Below are 18,324 nucleotides of genomic sequence, written 5' to 3' on the forward strand. Positions count from 1 at the left end.
GCTTGACCGGTGATCGTGGAGCAGCTGAGTCTCGTCGACTTCCGCAACTATGCGGTCGCCGATGTCTCGCTGGCACCGGGACCGAACGTCTTCGTCGGCCGGAACGGCCAGGGCAAGACGAATCTCGCCGAAGCGATCGGCTTCTTCGCGACCCTCGGCTCGCATCGTGTGTCCAACGACGCGCCGATGGTGCGTGACGGAGCGGATGCCGCGATCATCCGGGCGCGTCTCGCCCACGGTGAGCGGCGGGTGCTGCTGGAGGTCCAGCTGAACAGGCAGGGCGCCAACAAGGCTCGGGTCAACGGCGCCCCGGTCAAGCCCTCCGAGCTGCCGCGGTACGCGCAGGTCGTGCTCTTCGCACCGGAGGATCTCCAGATCGTCCGCGGCGATCCGTCGTCACGCCGGCGATTCGCCGACCAACTCCTGGTGCAGCGCACACCCCGTATGTCGGGAGTGCTCGGCGACTACGATCGCGTGCTCAAGCAGCGCACCGCCCTGCTCAAATCCGCGAAGTCCCGGGGACTCCGCGGCGAGGCCCTGTCGACGCTCGATGTGTGGGACGACAAGCTCATCGTGCTCGGCACCGAACTGATCGAGGCGCGCCTGTCCCTCGCCGCCGACCTCAAGGGACCCCTGGCCGCCGCGTACACCGCGATCGCCGGCGCCGATCACAGCCCCGTAGCAGAGTGGGCACTGTCGGTGTCGGGCGCCGACCCGGAGGAGGGTTCCGATGGACCTGTCGACGCGGCATCCGGTTCCCGCGTCGCGGAGCTGTTCCGGCAGGCACTCGCCGACCGGCGCTCGGCCGAACTCGATCGCGGCCTCACCCTGGTCGGCCCTCACCGCGACGATCTCGTGCTCCGCGTGCGCGGTCTGCCGGTCAAGGGCTACGCGTCGCACGGCGAGTCGTGGTCGGTCGCGCTCGCGCTGCGGCTGGCCTCGGCCGAGCTGCTGCGGGCCGAGTCGCGCCTGGGTGATCCTGTGCTCATCCTCGACGACGTCTTCGCCGAGCTCGACACCGATCGCCGGGCCCGCCTCGCGCAGCTGGCCGGCGGTTACGAGCAGGTCGTCGTCACCGCCGCCGTCGAAGAGGATGTCCCCACCGCGCTGCGAGCCCGCATCGTCCGCGTCGAGGCCGGCACGATCCTGGAGTCCGCAGATGCCTGAGCCGATCGAGGGCGGCGGATCCACGGCCGACACCCCGGCCGTGCCGGAGACGATCGCGACCTATCTGCGGCTGCGAGGGCTCGAGCCGACGGCGCGCTCGTACCGCAAGCGCCGCCGCCGCACCGCAGATGACGAGAACGCGCCGTTCACCCCGGGCCGGGATCCCCGCGGGGTCGGCGACGTGCTGTCTGCGCTCACTCGCGAAGCCGGCTGGGACAAAGAGCTCGCGCGTGAGGACGTCGTGCGCGCGTGGGCCGACGTCGCCGGTGACGACACATCGAAGCACACCCGCCCGGTGGCCTTCTCGGAGGGCACGCTGACGGTTCAGGCAGACTCTACGGCGTGGGCGAAGCAACTCCAGCTGATGCGCGCGCACATCCTCTCGGAGATCGTCCGACGGTTCCCCGACGCCGGGGTCGACGCGATACGTTTCATCGGCCCGGACGTCCCCTCCTGGAAATGGGGCCCCAGAACGATTCCAGGGCGTGGCCCGCGCGATACCTACGGCTGAGTCACGTCAGATATCGTCCGAACAGATTTCCGTTCGCCACAGGGGCGTAGAGGCCCCTGAAACACAGCCGCACTTGATAGGCTGGACGGTGCCCCCGCCGAACGATCTGGAGCGCCCTGACTAATGACGTCCGTGAATCCCGAAGCCGTTCCCGAGGAACCCGCAGCTCGCTCCGCTGACCCCCTTCCGAACGGGTACGGGGCCGACGACATCCAGGTGCTCGAAGGCCTCGAGGCCGTTCGCAAGCGCCCCGGCATGTACATCGGCTCGACCGGAGCGCGCGGGCTCCACCATCTCGTCCAGGAGATCGTCGACAACTCCGTCGACGAGGCGCTGGCGGGGCACTGCGACCTGATCGACGTCACGATCCTGTCCGACGGCGCCGTCCGCGTCATCGACAATGGCCGCGGCATCCCGGTCGACATGCACCGCACCGAGGGCAAGTCCACCGTGGAGGTCGTTCTCACCGTGCTGCACGCCGGCGGAAAGTTCGGCGGCGGCGGCTACGCCGTCTCCGGTGGTCTGCACGGCGTCGGCTCCTCGGTCGTCAACGCGCTGTCCACGCGCCTCGAGGTCGAGGTCAAGCGCCAGGGCTACGCGTGGCGCCAGTCGTACCGCGACGGCGGCCAGCCGATCTCGCCCCTCGCCAAGGAGGAGGAGACCGACGAGACCGGCACGACGATCACCTTCTGGCCGGACGCGTCCATCTTCGACACCGTCGATTTCGACTACGACACGCTGCGCACTCGCTTCCAGCAGATGGCGTTCCTCAACAAGGGGCTGCGCATCAGCCTCCGCGACGAGCGGCCCGAAGGCCTCACCGAGGCGAGCGCACCGGGCGAGAGCGAGACCGACGAGCTGAAGCCGCGCCACGACAGCTTCCTCTACGAGCGTGGTCTCGTGGACTATGTCGAGCACCTCAACAAGGTGCGTCACGCCGACGTCGTCAATGACGAGATCATCGACTTCGAGACCGAAGACACCGAGCGCAAGATCGCGCTCGAGCTCGCGATGCAGTGGACGACGAGCTACACCGAGAACGTCTTCACCTACGCGAACACGATCAACACGCACGAGGGCGGAACCCACGAAGAGGGCTTCCGCGCCGCGCTCACCACGCTCGTCAACCGGTACGCGCGGGCGAACAACCTTCTCAAGGAGAAGGACGAGAACCTCACCGGCGAGGACATCCGCGAGGGTCTGACCGCCGTCATCTCCGTCAAGCTCTCCGAGCCCCAGTTCGAGGGCCAGACCAAGACCAAGCTCGGAAACACCGAAGCCAAGGCGTTCGTGCAGAAGGTCGTCGGCGATCAGCTGGGCGACTGGTTCGACCGCAACCCGGCGCAGGCCAAGAACGTGATCCGCAAGGCGATCGACGCGGCGACCGCCCGCCTCGCCGCACGCAAGGCCCGCGAGACCGCGCGGCGCAAGAGCGTCTTCGAATCGGCGGCCATGCCCGACAAGCTCAAGGACTGCACCAGCAAGGACCCCTCGATCAGCGAGATCTTCCTCGTCGAGGGTGACTCGGCCGGTGGCTCGGCGGTCCAGGGCCGCGATCCGCACACGCAGGCGATCCTGGCGCTGCGCGGCAAGATCCTCAACGTCGAACGCGCGCGGCTGGACCGCGCGCTCGGCAACAAGGAAGTCCAGGCGATGATCCAGGCCTTCGGCACGGGCATCGGCGAGGACTTCGACATCGCCAAGGCGCGATACCACAAGATCGTCTTGATGGCGGATGCCGATGTCGACGGCCAGCACATCACCACGCTGCTGCTGACCCTGCTGTTCCGCTACATGCGCGGACTCATCGAGGCCGGCTTCGTCTACCTCGCGCAGCCGCCGCTGTACCGCCTCAAGTGGTCCAACGCCGCGCACGAGTACGCCTACAGCGACCGGGAGCGCGACGCGCTGCTCGCCGAGGGCGCCGCAGCAGGACGCCGCATCCCGAAGGACAACGCGATCCAGCGCTACAAGGGTCTCGGTGAGATGAACGACCACGAACTGTGGGAGACCACCATGGATCCCGAGACGCGCACGCTCAAGCAGGTGACGATCGACGATGCTGCCGCAGCCGACGAGATCTTCACGATCCTGATGGGCGAAGACGTCGAGTCGCGCCGCAGCTTCATCCAGCGCAACGCCAAAGACGTGCGCTTCCTGGACATCTGAGCGCTTCGACCACTGAGAACTGAGTGAACATGGCTGACGACGAACGCCCCACCACCGAACCCGCGCACAACCACGGTCACATCGACCAGGTCGACCTCCAGTTGGAGATGCAGCGCAGCTACCTCGACTACGCGATGAGCGTGATCGTCGGGCGCGCTCTGCCCGACGTGCGCGACGGCCTGAAGCCCGTGCACCGCCGCGTGATCTACGGCATGTACGACGGCGGATTCCGGCCCGACAAGTCGTTCTCCAAGTGCGCCCGTGTCGTCGGCGAGGTGATGGGTCACTACCACCCGCACGGCGACGCCCCGATCTACGACGCCCTCGTGCGCCTCGTGCAGCCGTGGTCGCTGCGCTACCCGCTGGCTCTCGGCCAGGGCAACTTCGGCTCGCCCGGCAACCAGGGCGCGGCCGCGCCGCGATACACCGAGACGAAGATGGCTCCCCTCGCGCTCGAGCTCGTGCGCGACATCGAAGAGGAGACCGTCGACTTCCAGGACAACTACGACGGCCAGACCCAGGAGCCCACGGTCCTGCCGGCGCGCTTCCCGAACCTCCTGGTCAACGGGTCGGTCGGCATCGCGGTCGGCATGGCGACCAACATCCCGCCGCACAACCTTCGCGAAGTCTCCTCGGGCGCGCTGTGGGCACTCGAGAATCCGGATGCCTCGCGTGAAGAGCTGCTCGAGGCGCTCATGGAGCGCATACCCGGGCCCGACTTCCCGACGCACGCGCAGATCCTCGGAACGCGTGGCATCAAGGACGCCTACCGCACCGGCCGCGGCTCGATCACGATGCGCGCGGTCGTCAACGTGGAGGAGATCCAGGGCCGGACGTGCCTGGTGATCACCGAGCTGCCGTACCAGGTCAACCCCGACAACGTCGCGGTGAAGATCAGCGACCTCGCCCGCGAGGGCAAGATCACCGGCATCGCCGACATCCGCGACGAGACGTCGGGCCGCACGGGTCAGCGCCTGGTGATCGTGCTGAAACGGGATGCCGTCGCCAAGGTCGTGCTGAACAACCTGTACAAGCACACCCAGCTGCAGGAGAACTTCGGCGCGAACATGCTCGCGATCGTCGACGGCGTGCCGCGCACGCTTCCGCTCGACGGGTTCGTGACCCACTGGATCGAGCACCAGATCGAGGTGATCGTCCGGCGCACGACCTACCGCCTCCGCAAGGCGGAGGAGCGCATGCACATCCTGCGCGGTTACCTCAAGGCGCTCGATGCGCTCGACGAGGTCATCGCGCTCATCCGCCGGTCTCCCACCGTGGATGAGGCCCGCGAGGGGCTCAAGTCGCTGCTCGAGATCGACAACGACCAGGCCGACGCGATCCTGTCGATGCAGCTCCGTCGCCTTGCCGCGCTCGAGCGTCAGAAGATCATCGACGAGGCGAACGACCTCGAGGCCCAGATCACCGACTTCAAGGCGATCCTCGCCGACGAGTCGCGTCAGCGCCTGATCATCCGCGAAGAGCTCACCGCGGTCGTGGACCGTTTCGGCGACGACCGCCGCACCGAGATCCTGCACGGCTACGACGGCGACATGTCGATCGAGGACCTCATCCCCGAAGAGGAGATGGTACTCACCGTCACGCGCGACGGGTACATCAAGCGCACCCGCAGCGACAACTACCGCCAGCAGCACCGCGGCGGCAAGGGAGTGAAGGGCGCGCAGCTGCGCGCCGACGACGTGGTCGAGCACTTCTTCGTCACGACCACCCACCACTGGCTCCTCTTCTTCACGACCAAGGGCCGGGTCTACCGCTCCAAGGCGTACGAGGTGCCCGAGGCCGGGCGCGACGCCAAGGGCCAGCACGTCGCGAACCTGCTGGCGCTGCAGCCCGACGAGGAGATCGCCCAGATCCTCGACATCCGCGACTACTCCGCGGCCGAGCACCTGGTGCTCGCCACCCGCAGCGGGCTGGTCAAGAAGACCCGCCTCACCGAGTACGACACCAACCGCCAGGGCGGCGTCATCGCGATCAAGCTGCGCGAGGGAGACGAGGTCGTCAGCGCGCTCCTGGTCGAGTCCGGCGACGACATCCTTCTCATCAGCCGGCACGGGATGTCGCTGCGCTTCACCGCCACCGATGAGGCGCTGCGCCCCATGGGACGGTCGACCGAGGGCGTCAAGGGAATGTCGTTCCGCGGCGACGACAGCGTGCTGTCGGCGTCGGTCGTGAAGGACGACGGCTCGGTGTTCGTGGTGACCGAAGGCGGGTACGCCAAGCGCACCGCCGTCGACCAGTACCGCACCCAGAGCCGCGGCGGACTCGGCATCAAGGTCGCCCGTCTGACCGATGATCGAGGGGTCCTCGCGGGCGGTCTGATCGTCGCCGACGACGACGAGGTCTTGGTGGTTCTTGCCAGCGGCAAGGTGGTACGCTCTGCCGTGGCCGAGGTCCCAGCCAAGGGCCGCGACACGATGGGCGTCGTCTTCGCTCGTGCCGCTGACGAAGATCGCATCATCGCGATTGCGCGGAACGGAGAGCGGGGCCTGGCCGAGAACGCAGAGGCCGCCGACCCGGAATCGGCCACCCCCGACGCCTCTCCCGAGACCCCCGAAGAGAGTACTGACGCATGAGCACCGTAGCCGACAAGCTCGCCAAGAAATCCAGCCACAAGTCCAGCACCAAGCAGGTCCGCCTGCGCCTGGTCTACATCGACTTCTGGTCGGCGGTGAAGCTGTCGTTCCTGGCGGCCATCGCCCTCGCAGTGGTGACGGTCGTCTCGTTCGTGCTGGTGTACCTGGTGGTGCAGACCACGGGTCTCATCGCGCGGGCGGATGAGTTCTTCGGCAACTTCACCGACGGCAGCATCCTGCTCTCGCAGTTCGTGAGCCTGCCGCAGGTGCTCGCGTTCTCGGCGATCGTCGCGATCCTGAACCTCGTCGTGGTGACGGTGCTCGGCGCTGTGCTGGCCGGCATCTACAACCTCGCCGTGAAGGTGACGGGTGGCCTCCTGGTGGGCTTCACCTCGAACTGATCTCCGCGACTCTGCCCGATTCGTGAAAACGACTCCTGTCGGGTAAAGTCTTGGAGGCTGAACGGCGCGCAAATCGCCGTTGCAAGCGGGGGTATAGCTCAGGCGGTTAGAGCGCTTCACTGATAATGAAGAGGTCCCAGGTTCAAGTCCTGGTACCCCCACCACACAGCCGCGGGGCCTTAGCTCAGTTGGTAGAGCGCCTGCTTTGCAAGCAGGATGTCAGGAGTTCGAATCTCCTAGGCTCCACAATGCGAGACGGACTGGCCCGAAGGGTCGGTCCTTCTCGCATTAACGGGTTCAGCGATTCGAGGAGGAGCCGAGCGCAGCGAGGCGACGGAGTCTCCTAGGCTCCACGTTGAAGGACCGGCCTATCAGGCCGGTCCATTTATGTTCCAGGGGTAACATCAGATGTTTTTGTAGATCACGTCCCCCAATCGGTGGACAGCATGTAGGTTGCACACAAAGGACGACGCTTCCCGCCCTGCTCCTGCTCCGCTCGGCGACAGCATTCCGGCGCCGGCGGACCTCGCAGCGCTAAACCTGCCTCACCAATATCGGACACCTCGTTCGAGTGGGAGGGGATGGACATGCACTGGTCATGGATCAGACTCGCGGTGGGGGCCGCCGGTTTGTCAGGAATCGCGGCGGGATACGTCGTCAACGTCGATCGCGCCACGCGGCAAGGGGCCGACCTCTCGGTCGTCCTCGCAAACTATTTCGGGATGTTCACCATCGTGTCCACGATGCTGAGCGTCATCGCCCTCGGAGTCGCGGCTGCCTGGTCGCGGCTGCATCCGGGCACCACCCGCGAACCGCGGTCGGTCGCTCTGGGCCTCGCGTTGGCCACGGTGCCGATGCTGCTGCTCGGCATCGTCTACAACGTGCTGCTGCGCGCGGCTCCCTCGGGCATCGCACTCGGTGACTCGGCGGGGATCGCCATCCTCGACTCGTACGCGGTCGAGGTGCTCCACGTGGTGCTGCCGGTGTATCTGCTGGTGGATCTGCTGTTCGCGACGCGGCGGCGCGGTCTGCCATGGTGGAGCCTCGCGGTGCTGGCCGCCTACCCGCTGCTCTGGCTGTTGCACACGATGGTCCGGGGCGAGTTCGTCGCCGACCCGTTCGGCTCGACCCCGTGGTGGTATCCGTACCCGTTCCTCGACCCGCACGGTGCCGGTGGGTGGGGATCGGCACTGATGTACATCGCGGCGATCTTCGTGGCCTTCGTCGGGATCGGCGCGGCGGTCATCGCGACCGGCCGCTATCGTGAACGCCGCGCGGCCCGCAGGGCGCTGACGCCGGAACGGGTCGCCGTGCTGCACCGCTGATCCTGAGCTCGAGGCGGCCATTCCCGTGCGCGGGAATGGCCGCCCGTTATGGTGAAGCATGGATCTGCGCGTCGCCGCCTACGCGGTCGTCATCGACGACGACCAGCGCATCCTCCTCGCCCATTGGAACGAGGGCCGGCGCTCCGCCTGGACGATGCCGGGTGGGGGACTCGAGCCCGGTGAGGATCCCGAGACGGCCGCACGGCGTGAGGTGCGGGAGGAGACGGGCTACAAGGTCGAGATCGATGAGCTGCTCGGCATCCATTCACGCGTCATCCCTCCGAGCAGACGCCTCACCCCCGGGGTGACCGAGCCCCTGCACACGCTGCGCATCGTCTACCGCGCGAGTGTGACCGGCGGGCGACTGCGCAACGAGAAGAACGGAACGACGGACCGCGCGGAGTGGTTCCCGCTCGCCGAGGTGCCCGCACTTCAGCGGGTGAAGCTCGTGGACATCGCGCTGGGCATGGCCCAGCCGAAGACGAACTGAGACGGATGCCGTCAGCCGGCCGGCTGCGAGATGTCGGCGACGGTCGCGCCATAGGCTGCGATGAGGTCGTCGGCCTCGACGAACAGGCTGTACCCATGGGCGCCGGCGCCCATCGCGATGCGTCGCCCGGCGATCTGCTCGTCGGCGTAGACCGGCCAGTCCTGCGAACTGCCGATCGGCACGATCGTGCCGCGTTCGTACCCGGTCGCCTCGAGCGCGCGCTGCGGATCGGGCAGCTGCAGCTTGTTCACACCGACGACGGCACGCAGCTTGGGCCAGGAGATCGACCGGTCGCCGGGCACAAGGGCGAACAGGAAGGTGTCGTCGCTCCGCTTCACGACGAGCGTCTTGACGATGCCCGCGGGCTCGATGCCGAGCAGCGCGGCCGCCTCGGGCAGGCTCGCTGCCACGGGGCGTTCGCGCAGCTCGATGGCAAGGCCTCGAGCGGATGCCGCTTCTCTGACGCGATCGAGGGGATCAGGCATCCGGGGCGCGCAGCGGGTCGTCCGCGACCCACAGCTCGTCGTCGGCGCGGAGCGTCTGCCAGGCGGCGTAGAGCACTCCGAGCGCAGCGGCGACTCCGAGGATGAGGGCGATGACGCCCCCCGCTCCCATGCCCTGGCGCTGCGGGGTGCGTCCAGCGAGCTTGGCGGACATCGCCTTCGTCGCCTCCTTGGTGTACTTGTCCATCTTCTTGGAGTACTTCGCCGCGTCGGGCATCGACAGGCCCTTGCCGGACGCGAGGCGGGCACGGGTGTCGTTCGCGGCATCCCACACCGACAGCGCGGAGCCGACGACGGCGCCCGCGGCGGGCACGATGTTGTTCTCGAGGAGGTGCTTGGACGCCTTGACGCCACGATCGACGTAGGGGGCGGCGTACTGCTGGTAGCCGGCCTGCACCTGCGGCTTCACCTGTTCGCGGCCGAAGTGGCCGAGCTGCTTGCTGGCCTCTCGGGCGACGCTCGCGGCCTCACCCACGAGCACCTGCTGAGCCTCCCAGAGCTGATTGGCCTGGTTCTGAAGCTTGCGGAGTTCCTTCTTGCGCTTGCGGCTGACGCTCACGGTGCCCTCCCTTTCGACGGGGATCTGGATTTCCCCCATCTTGCCAGACCCTTCCCCGGGCGGGAGGGGTTGCACAGAACTCTGGAAGAATGTAGGAATGCCGATCCCCACCGCTGTCGCCACTTTCCACACCAACCACGGCGACATCGTCGTCAACCTCTTCGGGGACCACGCTCCTCGCACCGTCCAGAACTTCATCGGCCTGGCCGATGGAACGCTCCCCTGGACGCACCCCGCCACCGGCAAGCCCGGCGACGGACCGCTCTACAAGGACGTCGTCTTCCACCGCATCATCTCGGGCTTCATGATCCAGGGCGGCGACCCGCTCGGTCAGGGCGTGGGCGGTCCCGGCTACAACTTCGACGATGAGATCAACTCCGAGCTCACCTTCACCGAGCCGTACAAGCTCGCCATGGCCAACGCCGGACTCCGCCGCAACGCCATCACCGGCAAGGCGGAGGGCACGAACGGATCGCAGTTCTTCATCACGGTGCCCGGCCAGGGCGGCCGCGGTCCCGAGTGGCTGCAGGGCAAGCACACCATCTTCGGCGAGGTCGCCGACGACGCCTCGAAGGCCGTCGTCGACAAGATCGCGGACGTGCCCACCGCTGCGGGAGACCGTCCGATCGAGCCGGTCGTGCTCGAGTCGGTCGACATCGCCGCGGTCTAGGTTCACGCCGCGTCGTGACCACCGACCAGTTCAGTCGCAACCGCGACAACTTCTGCTACCGGCATCCCGACCGGCAGAGCTTCGTGCTCTGCCAGCGCTGCCTGCGCACGGTGTGCCCGGAATGCCAGACTCCGGCCGCCGTCGGAGTCGTGTGCCCCGAGTGCCTGCGGAACCAGCAGAAGGCGCAGTCGCCCGCGCAGCGGACGGCGGAACGTCGGTGGTCACGTGCGCGTCCCATTGCGGTGCGTGACACGCGCCCGATCGTCACGTACGCGATCATGGGGCTGACGGGATTCGTCTTCCTGCTGCAGCTGATCCCCGGGTTCGGCACGACGGTCACGCAGTCCCTGTACTTCTGGGCGCCGGCCCTCTATCCCGGGCTCACCGGAATCTTCGAGCCATGGCGCATCTTCACGGTCATGCTCGTGCACGATCCCGACGGGATTTGGCACGTCGCGCTCAACATGCTGGCCCTGTGGATGATCGGCCGGAGTCTCGAACCCCTGCTCGGGCGCTGGCGCTTCCTCACGCTGTACCTCCTCAGCGGCCTCGGCGGTTCGGTCGCGGTGGCCCTGCTCGGCTTCGGCATCCCCGTGGTCGGCGCGTCGGGCGCGGTCTACGGCCTGTTCGGCGCGCTCCTCATCATCGGGCGCCACATCGGAGCGAACATCACCGGGATCGTCGTGATCCTCGGAATCAACCTCGTCATCACCTTCCTCCCGCTGTTCACCGGCGGGGTCGCCCGTGTGTCCTGGCAGGCGCACGTCGGCGGGCTCCTCGTCGGGCTGCTGGTCGCGTTCATCTTCACGCGGACGCGGGCCGCGAGCCAGAAGTCGCTCCAGATCTGGCTGCTCGTGGCTCTCGGGGCGGTCCTCGTCGGCCTCTTTCTGATCCCGCCGTTGCTGTACTTCTGACGTCAGCGGAGCGCGGCCCGAGAGTTATCCACAGTTTCATCCACACCTGGGGATGAATGACACGGGTGTAATTCCACACCTGTTGACAGAGCTGTTAACAACTCCGGACGCACGAAAGCCCCGGATATTCCGGGGCTCTCGCAGAGATGATGGAGGCGGCTAGCGCCAGCGGGTGGTCATGAGGAAGCCGACGAACGCGATGCCGAACCCGATGACCAGGTTCCATGCGTCGATGCCCGGGATCGGGTACTGCATGCCGCTCAGATAGAACACGAGCACCCAGACGAGTCCGACCAGCATCAGGCCGATCATGATCGGCTTGAACCACACCGGGTTGGGTGCGGCCTCGCCTTCTGCGCGCTCGACGAGCGAGTCGTCTTCTTTGCCGGGTCGTGCCATGCCAGCAGTCTAACTGCCAGCCGGCCTCCAGCGTGCCCTGACTAGAATCCACCTGTGGAGGAAGCGCTGACCGGCCACGCGGGGGATGCCGGAACCCGCCGTCCGCGCGCGCGCCCGCGCACCTCGGTCATCGGCGTCATCGGTGAAGTGCTGATCACCGCCGGCGTCATCACTCTGCTCTATGTCGTGTGGCAGCTGTGGGTCGGCGACATCATCTACGGCGCCGAGCACAATGCCACCGGGAAGGAACTCTCCGAGGTCTGGGCCCAGGAGTACACCGCCCCTCCACCGACGCCCGAGGCCACCCCGACAGAGGATGAAACGCCCGCCGATGCGGTGACGGCCGCCCCGATCATCCTGGCCGAGCCCGGGGACGCCGAAACGTTCGGCGTGCTGCGCGTGCCTCGCTTCGGTGCGGACTATGCGGTCCCCATGGCCGGCGGGGTCACACGTGCACGCACGCTCGACCCGATCGGCATCGGCCACTATCCCGGCACCAGCATGCCGGGTGAGCCCGGCAACTTCGCGGTGGCGGCGCACCGCACCACGTGGGGCAAGCCGTTCAACCGCATCGCCGACCTCCGGGTGGGCGATCCGATCGTGGTCGAGACGGAGGGTGGCTGGTACACCTATCGATTCCGAACCCTGGAGTACGTCAGGCCGGACGCGGTCGACGTGCTGCTGCCGGTGCCGCAGGCGATGGACGTCCCGCCGGGAACGAGCTACATCACCATGACCAGCTGCAGCCCGATGTACTCGCTGGCCGAGCGCATCGTCGCGTACGGCGTCTTCGAGTCATTCACGCCGCGCACCGCCGGCGAGCCCCCCGCGCTCTCGGAAGCGGGGGCCTGATGTACGCGGCGCTCTGGCGAGTCCTCCCCGGCCCCTGGTGGGTGCGGGTGCTCATCCTTCTCGTGCTCGTCGCGGCGGTGCTCTACGGCCTGGTGTTCTATGCGTTCCCGTGGATCAGCCAGTTCGTGAACCCGCAGGAAGTCACCGTCCAGTGACCGCAGAGCGATGAGCACGTCGCCGGTGCTGATCGTCGACAACCACGACAGCTTCGTCCACACCCTCGCCGGCTACCTCCACGAGCTCGGCGTCGCGACGGACATGGTGGAGGCCGACGCCGTCGAGGATCCCCGCTCGGCGATCGCGCCGTACCGCGCCGTGCTGGTCTCACCGGGGCCGGGCGCTCCGGGCGACGCGGGCGCATCGATCGACATCGTGCGCGCGGCAGCAGAGATGCGGATGCCGCTCCTCGGCGTGTGCCTCGGCCATCAGGCCATCGCCGAAGCGTACGGAGCCACGGTCGACCACGCCCCCGAGCTGATGCACGGCATGATCTCGGCCGTGCACCACGACTCGAGTGCGCTCTACGCGGGGCTGCCCGACCCGTTCACGGCGACGCGCTACCACTCGCTGGCCATCGTGCCCGAGACGCTTCCCAACGAACTCGTGGTGACCGCACGGACGGACAGCGGCGTGGTGATGGGGATCGCCCACCGCAGCGCGCCGATCGTCGGGGTGCAGTTCCACCCCGAGAGCGTGCTCACGGAGGGCGGTCATCGCCTGCTGGGCAACTGGCTGGCTTCCGCAGGATTCACGGATGCCGCCGCCCGCGGCGCCGTGCTCAGCCCGCGTCGCTGAGCCGGTCGTGCGCTAGGTCCCCGAGCAGAAGACGAGCACGATCTCCGAACGCACCGGGACGTCGCCGGGAGCGAGCGACTGTGTCGACACGGTGGGCGGCGCCGACGCCGGGCACGCGGTGTCCTCGGCTGTGGACACGGTGAGCCCCAGCGCTTCGAGTTCGCGCTGAGCCGCTTCGACCGTGTACCCGGTCACGTCGTCGATGGTGACCTTCCCGGAGGCGACGACCAGGTTCACGGCGGTGCCGGCGGCGAGGCTGTCGCCCTCCTCCGGATCGGACGAGATGACCGTCCCCGCCGCGAGCGCCGGGTCGTTGCGCTGCGTGACCGTGCCCAGGGCCAGCCCTGCGGTCTCGAGGGCAGCGGTCGCGGCATCCTGTCCCAATCCCTCCAGAAGCGGAACGGTGGCCATCTGCTGGCCCTCGGAGACGTAGACGCGCACCTCGTAGCCCGGCGTGACGGACTCCCCCGCCGCGGGATCGGTCCGTATGACGTTGCCCTCGGCGACCTCGGAGCTCTCCTCGTCGACGCGGAACGCGAGCAGGTCGGCCTCGAGGAGCTCGGCGTTGGCCCGCTCGTACGTCATGCCGGCCAGCTCGGGGACGATGCGCGCGTTGGCGGGGACGTCGTCGCTCGGGTTGATGGTGGTGACCCAGAACACGATCGCGATCAGCAGCACGGCGAGCACGCCGACCCCGGCCCAGATCCACGCGACCGGAGGCCCAGCCTGCGTGCGCTTCATGGTGGTGTCGGTGCTGAGCTGGCGGAGTGACCGCGCGGTTTCGGCGGCCTGCTTCGGGTTGGGACCGTACAGCTCGCTCGTCAGCGCGCCGACCTGGCGCTTGGACGGCGAGCGTCCGTCGACGGTCGCGTCGAGGGCCTCACGGAAGCTCGCGGCATCCTGGTAGCGCTGGAAGGGGTCCTTCGCGAGAGCGCGCAGGGCCACCGCGTCGAGCGAGCGCGGGACCGTGTCCACCAGCTCGGACGGCGGAACCGGGGCTTCGCTGACGTGCTGATAGGCCACGGCGACCGGCGACTCGCCGCGGAAGGGCGGCCGGCCGGCGAGCAGCTCGTAGAGCACCACGCCGGCGGAGTAGAGGTCGGCGCGGGCGTCGACGGGCTCGCCCTTGGCCTGCTCGGGCGAGAAGTACGCGGCGGTGCCCAGGATGGTGGTGGTCTCGGCGACCGTGGCGGATCCGTCGGATACCGCTCGCGCGATGCCGAAGTCCATCACCTTCACCTGTCCGGCATCCGTCACCATCACGTTGCCGGGCTTGATGTCGCGGTGCACCACACCCGCGCGGTGCGAGTACTCGAGGGCTTCCAGGATGCCGTCGACGTAGCGCACGGCGTCGGGCACCGGCACCGGACCGGCGCTGATGATGTCCTTGAGCAGCCTGCCCGTGACGAGCTCCATCACGATGTACGGCACCGGACGGACGGTGCCGTCGGGGTTCGTGTCGGTGTCCTCGCCGGCGTCGAAGACGCGCACGATCGTGGGGTGCGCCATGCGCGATGCCGCCTGGGCCTCGAGCCGGAAGCGGGTGCGGAACGCATTGTCGCCGGCGAGCTCGCGATCGAGGATCTTGATGGCCACCGAGCGGCCCAGGGTGAGGTCGTAGCCGCGGTAGACGCTGGCCATGCCGCCGCGTCCGATGGGCTCGTCGATGCGATAGCGCCCCGAAAGCACGCGCGGGTCAGCTGTCACGATCTCTCCCTGCAAGGAACAACACCCAGACTAGCCGAGCGTTGACGGCGAGCCTCATCCGAGGCTCGCCGTCAACGGCGTCACGGGGTCGGAGCCGGCGTCGGGTCGGTGGGCGTCGGAAGCGTCGTCGTGCTCGAGGTGGGCGATGCGCCGGACTGCCGCGACTCCCCGCCGGACCCGCCGGTGCAGAAGAACACGTAGCTGGCGGTCACCTGCGAGGCGGGCTGGTTGGTGACGGAGATCTCCGTCGTCAGCTCGCCCGGGCCGAAGTCACGCGTGGTGGATCCGCCCTGGACGAAGGTCGCCCCGCTGATCGTCACCGTGAAGCCGCTCAGCGTGCCGGTCCCCGACGGGCACGAGCCGGACTGCCAGGTCAGATCGACCGTGGTGCCCTGCACCGGCTGCGCGCCGCCGTTGATGGTCGGGCCGCTCGACGGGCCGGGGATCGAGGTCTGGTCCGTGTAGCACGTGATCGTCAGCGAGGAGCCCACTGTGGGGTTTCCGCCCGAGGGATCGGTCGACTCCACCGTTCCGATGTCGCCGGCGGACGGCGCGGCGGAGCCGGCGGCCCGGACCGGCTTCAGGCCGGCCTCGGTCGCCTTGACCAGAGCGTCGTCGCAGTTCGAGCCGACGAGCGCGAGAGCGGCCAGGTCGACTGTCTCGGCGCTGGGGGTCGGAGTGCTCGATGGGGTCGGCGACGCGGACGACGACGACTTCGAAGGCTCGGGCTCAGGACCCTGGTTCGAGAGCATCGCCCAGATGGTGCCGCCGAGTACGAGCAGCAGCAGCACGATCAGCGCGATGAGGGGCCACGTCCACGGGCTGCGCTTCTTCTTCTCGGTCTCTTCACCCTGGACGGGCACGTCCTCGCCGGGGACCGGAGCGACGAGCACGCGAGTGGCTGCCGAGGTGTCGGCTCCCGAGGTGAGGAGCTGCGTCGCATCGCTCGCGAGGGCGACGCCTGCGACGGCGGGCACAGCGGCGGCAGCTGCCGCGACGTCACCGCGACGCAGGGCGCCCGCCGCACGCGCGACAGCGGCGGACGAGGCCGGGCGCTCTTCGGGCTTCTTGGCGATCATCGCCATGACGAGGTTCTGCACCGGAACCGCGACCGTCGGCGGCAGCGGCGGAGGCTGCTCGTTGATCTGCGCCATGGCGATCGCGACCTGGGACTCGCCGGTGAACGGGCGCTTGCCCGCCAGGCACTCGTACGCCACGATGCCCAGCGAGTAGGTGTCGGTCGCGGGCGATGCCGGATGACCGGATGCCTGCTCGGGCGAGAGGTACTGCACGGTGCCCATGACCTGACCGGTCGCGGTCAGCGGAACCTGGTCGGCGATGCGCGCGATGCCGAAGTCCGTGATCTTCACCCGCCCGTCGGGCGTGATGAGCAGGTTGCCCGGCTTGATGTCGCGGTGCACCAGGCCGGCCGCGTGCGCGGCCTGGAGCGCGGCGGAGGTCTGCGCGACGATGTCGAGCGTCTTGTCGGTCGACAGCGAGCCGTCCCGCTCGAGGATGGTGGACAGCGCCTCGCCCGGCACCAGCTCCATCACCAGGAACGCGCTGCCGGCCTCTTCGCCGTAGTCGAAGACGCTCGCGATGCCCTCGTGGTTCACGAGGGCCGCGTGCCGGGCCTCGGCGCGGAAGCGCTCGAGGAACCCGGGGTCTCCCATGTACTCGTCTTTGAGGATCTTGATGGCGACCGTCCGTCCGATGACGTGATCGGTCGCCTCCCAGACCTCACCCATGCCGCCGATCGCGATCCGCGAATCAAGCTCATAGCGGCCGCCGAAGGTCACACCTTGCGTCGGTCTCATCTGCCCAGCACCGCCTCCATGACCTTCTTTGCGATAGGTGCGGCGATGGTGTTGCCGCTCCCCGACTGACCTCTGCCGCCGCCGTCTTCGACGACGACCGCCACGGCGACCTGCGGGTTGTCCGCCGGAGCGAATCCGGTGAACCACAGGGTGTACGGATCGTCGGGTCCGTTCTCCGCAGTGCCGGTCTTACCGGCCACCTCGACGCCGTCTATTCTTGCACCCGATGCCGCGCCGTCACTGACATTGGCGACCATCATCGCGACCAGCTCGGCGGCGATCTGCTGCTCGAGCGCCCGTCCGAACTCGGTGTCCTCGACGATCTGCTGCACCGAAAGATCGGGTCCGATGACCCTCTCCACCATGCGTGGGTTCATCACGAGGCCTCCATTCGCGATGCCGGCAGACACCATCGCCATCTGCAGCGGGGTGGCCGTCACCTGTCCCTGCCCGAATCCGGTCAGAGCGGTCTGCGCGTCGTCCAGCGCACGGGGATAGCTCGACGCGGTCGAGACGAGCGGAAGCTCGAACGACGAGTTGAAGCCGTACTTCTCGGCCTCTTCGCGGATCGCGGTGTCGCCGAGGGCGACGGCGAGCTCTGCGAACGGGATGTTGCAGCTGAGCCGCAGCGCATCGGCGATCGTCACCGTCTCGCCGGGGCCGCACGTGGTGCCGCTGGCGTTGTGGACGATGCTGCTGGACTGGGGCAGCTGGTACGACGCGGGGTTCGGCAGCGTGGAGGCGGGCGTGTACTGCCCCGAGGCCAGCGCGGCGGAGGCGACGACGAGCTTGAAGGTCGACCCCGGAGGGTTGAGGTCGCCGGCGATCGAGCGGTTGGAGAGCGGATCGCCGGGATCGGCCTCGAGGGCGTCGTACGTGGCGATCGCCTCGCCCGTCTGGTGGGAGGCGAGCAGGTTGGTGTCGTAGCTGGGGCTCGTCACCATGGCGAGCACTCGCCCAGTGGCGGGCTCGATCGCGATGACGGCGCCCTCGAGGTCGCCGAGCGCGTCGTACGCGGCACGCTGCACCTGGGCGTCGAGCGTGAGGACGACGTTCGACCCCCGAGGAGGCTGGCCGGTGAAGATGCGCTCGATGCGCGAGAGGAACTGCGAGCTCGCGGTGCCGCTCAGGTAGGAGTTCATCGCCTGCTCGATGCCGGTCGAGGACCCCAGCGTCGGGTTGATGTAGCCCGTGACCGGTGCCCACATGTCGGCATCCGTGTAGACCCGCTGCCAGCTGTAGACGTCGTCGGAGGGGACCGACGTCGCGATCGCGGCCCCGCTGGCGATGATCGAACCGCGCTGCACCTCGTAGGAGTCGTAGAGTGCGCGGGTGTTCCGCGGATTCTGCGCGAGCTCCTCGGCCTCGATCACCTGGATCCAGCTCGTGGAGGCGAACAGCGCGAGGAACATGACGAGCATCAGGATGCTCAGCCGACGGAGTTCTTTGGTCAT

The 18,324-nt window shown here is 68.2% G+C and carries 18 protein-coding genes and 2 tRNA genes; 14 read left to right on the forward strand and 6 right to left on the reverse strand.

All coding sequences use genetic code 11. From position 1 onward, the window contains the following. Window positions 1–9 precede the first annotated feature (9 nt). The 9 genes from recF to ASD56_RS04790 all read left to right on the forward strand — a co-directional run bounded on the left by recF (window position 10) and on the right by ASD56_RS04790 (window position 8,654). Complete coding sequence (gene recF / locus ASD56_RS04750; RefSeq protein WP_055961826.1) at window positions 10–1,167, forward strand: DNA replication/repair protein RecF; 1,158 nt, start codon at window positions 10–12, stop codon at window positions 1,165–1,167. Beyond that, complete coding sequence (locus ASD56_RS04755) at window positions 1,160–1,678, forward strand: DUF721 domain-containing protein (protein WP_055961829.1); 519 nt, start codon at window positions 1,160–1,162, stop codon at window positions 1,676–1,678. The genes recF and ASD56_RS04755 overlap by 8 nt, the downstream gene beginning before the upstream one ends. A 123-nt stretch (window positions 1,679–1,801) precedes the next feature. Next, window positions 1,802–3,847, forward strand: a complete 2,046-nt coding sequence (gyrB, locus tag ASD56_RS04760) for a DNA topoisomerase (ATP-hydrolyzing) subunit B (protein ID WP_055961832.1) — start codon at window positions 1,802–1,804, stop codon at window positions 3,845–3,847. Between the two features lie 29 nt (window positions 3,848–3,876). Next, complete coding sequence (gyrA, locus tag ASD56_RS04765; protein WP_055963669.1) at window positions 3,877–6,438, forward strand: DNA gyrase subunit A; 2,562 nt, start codon at window positions 3,877–3,879, stop codon at window positions 6,436–6,438. Beyond that, window positions 6,435–6,839 (forward strand): DUF3566 domain-containing protein, encoded by a 405-nt coding sequence (locus tag ASD56_RS04770; RefSeq protein WP_055961836.1) that lies wholly within the window; start codon window positions 6,435–6,437, stop codon window positions 6,837–6,839. Before gyrA ends, ASD56_RS04770 begins: the two co-directional genes overlap by 4 nt. An 87-nt stretch (window positions 6,840–6,926) precedes the next feature. Beyond that, window positions 6,927–7,003: transfer RNA gene (locus ASD56_RS04775), tRNA-Ile, on the forward strand. Between the two features lie 9 nt (window positions 7,004–7,012). After that, window positions 7,013–7,085 (forward strand) — tRNA-Ala (locus ASD56_RS04780). 341 nt (window positions 7,086–7,426) lie between these two features. Continuing rightward, entirely contained in the window at window positions 7,427–8,164 is a 738-nt protein-coding gene (locus tag ASD56_RS04785) for a Pr6Pr family membrane protein (protein ID WP_157535763.1), read from the forward strand. A gap of 58 nt (window positions 8,165–8,222) precedes the next feature. Continuing rightward, window positions 8,223–8,654, forward strand: a complete 432-nt coding sequence (locus ASD56_RS04790; protein WP_055961843.1) for an NUDIX hydrolase — start codon at window positions 8,223–8,225, stop codon at window positions 8,652–8,654. Window positions 8,655–8,665: 11 nt separating this feature from the next. Here the strand turns inward: ASD56_RS04790 and ASD56_RS04795 are convergent, their stop codons facing one another. After that, on the reverse strand, window positions 8,666–9,139 hold the full coding sequence (locus ASD56_RS04795) for an aminoacyl-tRNA deacylase (RefSeq protein ID WP_055961846.1): 474 nt from the start codon (window positions 9,137–9,139) through the stop codon (window positions 8,666–8,668). Beyond that, window positions 9,132–9,716 carry a hypothetical protein gene (locus ASD56_RS04800; protein WP_055963673.1) on the reverse strand — a complete coding sequence of 195 codons (585 nt, stop codon included), beginning with the start codon at window positions 9,714–9,716 and terminating at the stop codon, window positions 9,132–9,134. The genes ASD56_RS04795 and ASD56_RS04800 overlap by 8 nt, the downstream gene beginning before the upstream one ends. A gap of 97 nt (window positions 9,717–9,813) precedes the next feature. Between ASD56_RS04800 and ASD56_RS04805 the strand changes: the two genes are divergently transcribed. Both ASD56_RS04805 and ASD56_RS04810 read left to right on the forward strand, forming a co-directional pair. Then, window positions 9,814–10,386: a peptidylprolyl isomerase gene (locus ASD56_RS04805; RefSeq protein ID WP_055961850.1), complete on the forward strand. Its 573-nt coding sequence runs from the start codon at window positions 9,814–9,816 to the stop codon at window positions 10,384–10,386. 14 nt (window positions 10,387–10,400) lie between these two features. Continuing rightward, window positions 10,401–11,300, forward strand: coding sequence for a rhomboid family intramembrane serine protease (locus ASD56_RS04810; RefSeq protein ID WP_055961853.1), 900 nt, complete (start codon window positions 10,401–10,403; stop codon window positions 11,298–11,300). 159 nt (window positions 11,301–11,459) lie between these two features. On the opposite strand, the gene ASD56_RS04815 is transcribed toward ASD56_RS04810, so the two are convergent. Further along, window positions 11,460–11,699, reverse strand: a complete 240-nt coding sequence (locus ASD56_RS04815; protein ID WP_055961856.1) for a cell division protein CrgA — start codon at window positions 11,697–11,699, stop codon at window positions 11,460–11,462. Window positions 11,700–11,753: 54 nt separating this feature from the next. Here ASD56_RS04815 and ASD56_RS04820 point away from each other — a divergent pair, with 54 nt between their 5' ends. From ASD56_RS04820 to ASD56_RS04825, 3 genes are read left to right on the forward strand one after another with little or no spacing between them, the layout of a single operon-like run. Next, window positions 11,754–12,551: a class E sortase gene (locus ASD56_RS04820; RefSeq protein ID WP_235565522.1), complete on the forward strand. Its 798-nt coding sequence runs from the start codon at window positions 11,754–11,756 to the stop codon at window positions 12,549–12,551. Further along, window positions 12,551–12,706 (forward strand): hypothetical protein, encoded by a 156-nt coding sequence (locus tag ASD56_RS16350; protein ID WP_200947457.1) that lies wholly within the window; start codon window positions 12,551–12,553, stop codon window positions 12,704–12,706. The genes ASD56_RS04820 and ASD56_RS16350 overlap by 1 nt, the downstream gene beginning before the upstream one ends. 10 nt (window positions 12,707–12,716) lie before the next feature. Then, window positions 12,717–13,346 carry an anthranilate synthase component II gene (locus ASD56_RS04825; protein ID WP_055961859.1) on the forward strand — a complete coding sequence of 210 codons (630 nt, stop codon included), beginning with the start codon at window positions 12,717–12,719 and terminating at the stop codon, window positions 13,344–13,346. 12 nt (window positions 13,347–13,358) lie between these two features. Here the strand turns inward: ASD56_RS04825 and pknB are convergent, their stop codons facing one another. The 3 genes from pknB to ASD56_RS04840 all read right to left on the reverse strand — a co-directional run bounded on the left by pknB (window position 13,359) and on the right by ASD56_RS04840 (window position 18,324). Further along, entirely contained in the window at window positions 13,359–15,053 is a 1,695-nt protein-coding gene (gene pknB / locus ASD56_RS04830) for a Stk1 family PASTA domain-containing Ser/Thr kinase (RefSeq protein WP_082541355.1), read from the reverse strand. Between the two features lie 80 nt (window positions 15,054–15,133). Then, entirely contained in the window at window positions 15,134–16,870 is a 1,737-nt protein-coding gene (locus ASD56_RS04835; protein ID WP_082541249.1) for a serine/threonine-protein kinase, read from the reverse strand. Further along, the gene (locus ASD56_RS04840) at window positions 16,867–18,324 is read right to left on the reverse strand and encodes a peptidoglycan D,D-transpeptidase FtsI family protein (protein ID WP_055961865.1); all 1,458 of its coding nucleotides are present in this window, start codon (window positions 18,322–18,324) and stop codon (window positions 16,867–16,869) included. The genes ASD56_RS04835 and ASD56_RS04840 overlap by 4 nt, the downstream gene beginning before the upstream one ends.

It is taken from the genome of Microbacterium sp. Root166 (assembly GCF_001427145.1).
Lineage (GTDB): Bacteria > Actinomycetota > Actinomycetes > Actinomycetales > Microbacteriaceae > Microbacterium.

What these genes read in the sequence shown, in the direction of transcription:
- ASD56_RS04835 (WP_082541249.1), bottom strand. Translation starts at nt 16,870, where the DNA reads ATGAGACCGACGCAAGGTGTGACCTTCGGCGGCCGCTATGAGCTTGAT.
- ASD56_RS04815 (WP_055961856.1), bottom strand. Translation starts at nt 11,699, where the DNA reads ATGGCACGACCCGGCAAAGAAGACGACTCGCTCGTCGAGCGCGCAGAA.
- ASD56_RS04805 (WP_055961850.1), top strand. Translation starts at nt 9,814, where the DNA reads ATGCCGATCCCCACCGCTGTCGCCACTTTCCACACCAACCACGGCGAC.
- ASD56_RS04790 (WP_055961843.1), top strand. Translation starts at nt 8,223, where the DNA reads ATGGATCTGCGCGTCGCCGCCTACGCGGTCGTCATCGACGACGACCAG.
- gyrB (WP_055961832.1), top strand. Translation starts at nt 1,802, where the DNA reads ATGACGTCCGTGAATCCCGAAGCCGTTCCCGAGGAACCCGCAGCTCGC.
- gyrA (WP_055963669.1), top strand. Translation starts at nt 3,877, where the DNA reads ATGGCTGACGACGAACGCCCCACCACCGAACCCGCGCACAACCACGGT.
- ASD56_RS04840 (WP_055961865.1), bottom strand. Translation starts at nt 18,324, where the DNA reads ATGACCAAAGAACTCCGTCGGCTGAGCATCCTGATGCTCGTCATGTTC.
- ASD56_RS04785 (WP_157535763.1), top strand. Translation starts at nt 7,427, where the DNA reads ATGCACTGGTCATGGATCAGACTCGCGGTGGGGGCCGCCGGTTTGTCA.
- ASD56_RS04825 (WP_055961859.1), top strand. Translation starts at nt 12,717, where the DNA reads ATGAGCACGTCGCCGGTGCTGATCGTCGACAACCACGACAGCTTCGTC.
- ASD56_RS04795 (WP_055961846.1), bottom strand. Translation starts at nt 9,139, where the DNA reads ATGCCTGATCCCCTCGATCGCGTCAGAGAAGCGGCATCCGCTCGAGGC.
- ASD56_RS04770 (WP_055961836.1), top strand. Translation starts at nt 6,435, where the DNA reads ATGAGCACCGTAGCCGACAAGCTCGCCAAGAAATCCAGCCACAAGTCC.
- ASD56_RS04755 (WP_055961829.1), top strand. Translation starts at nt 1,160, where the DNA reads ATGCCTGAGCCGATCGAGGGCGGCGGATCCACGGCCGACACCCCGGCC.
- ASD56_RS16350 (WP_200947457.1), top strand. Translation starts at nt 12,551, where the DNA reads ATGTACGCGGCGCTCTGGCGAGTCCTCCCCGGCCCCTGGTGGGTGCGG.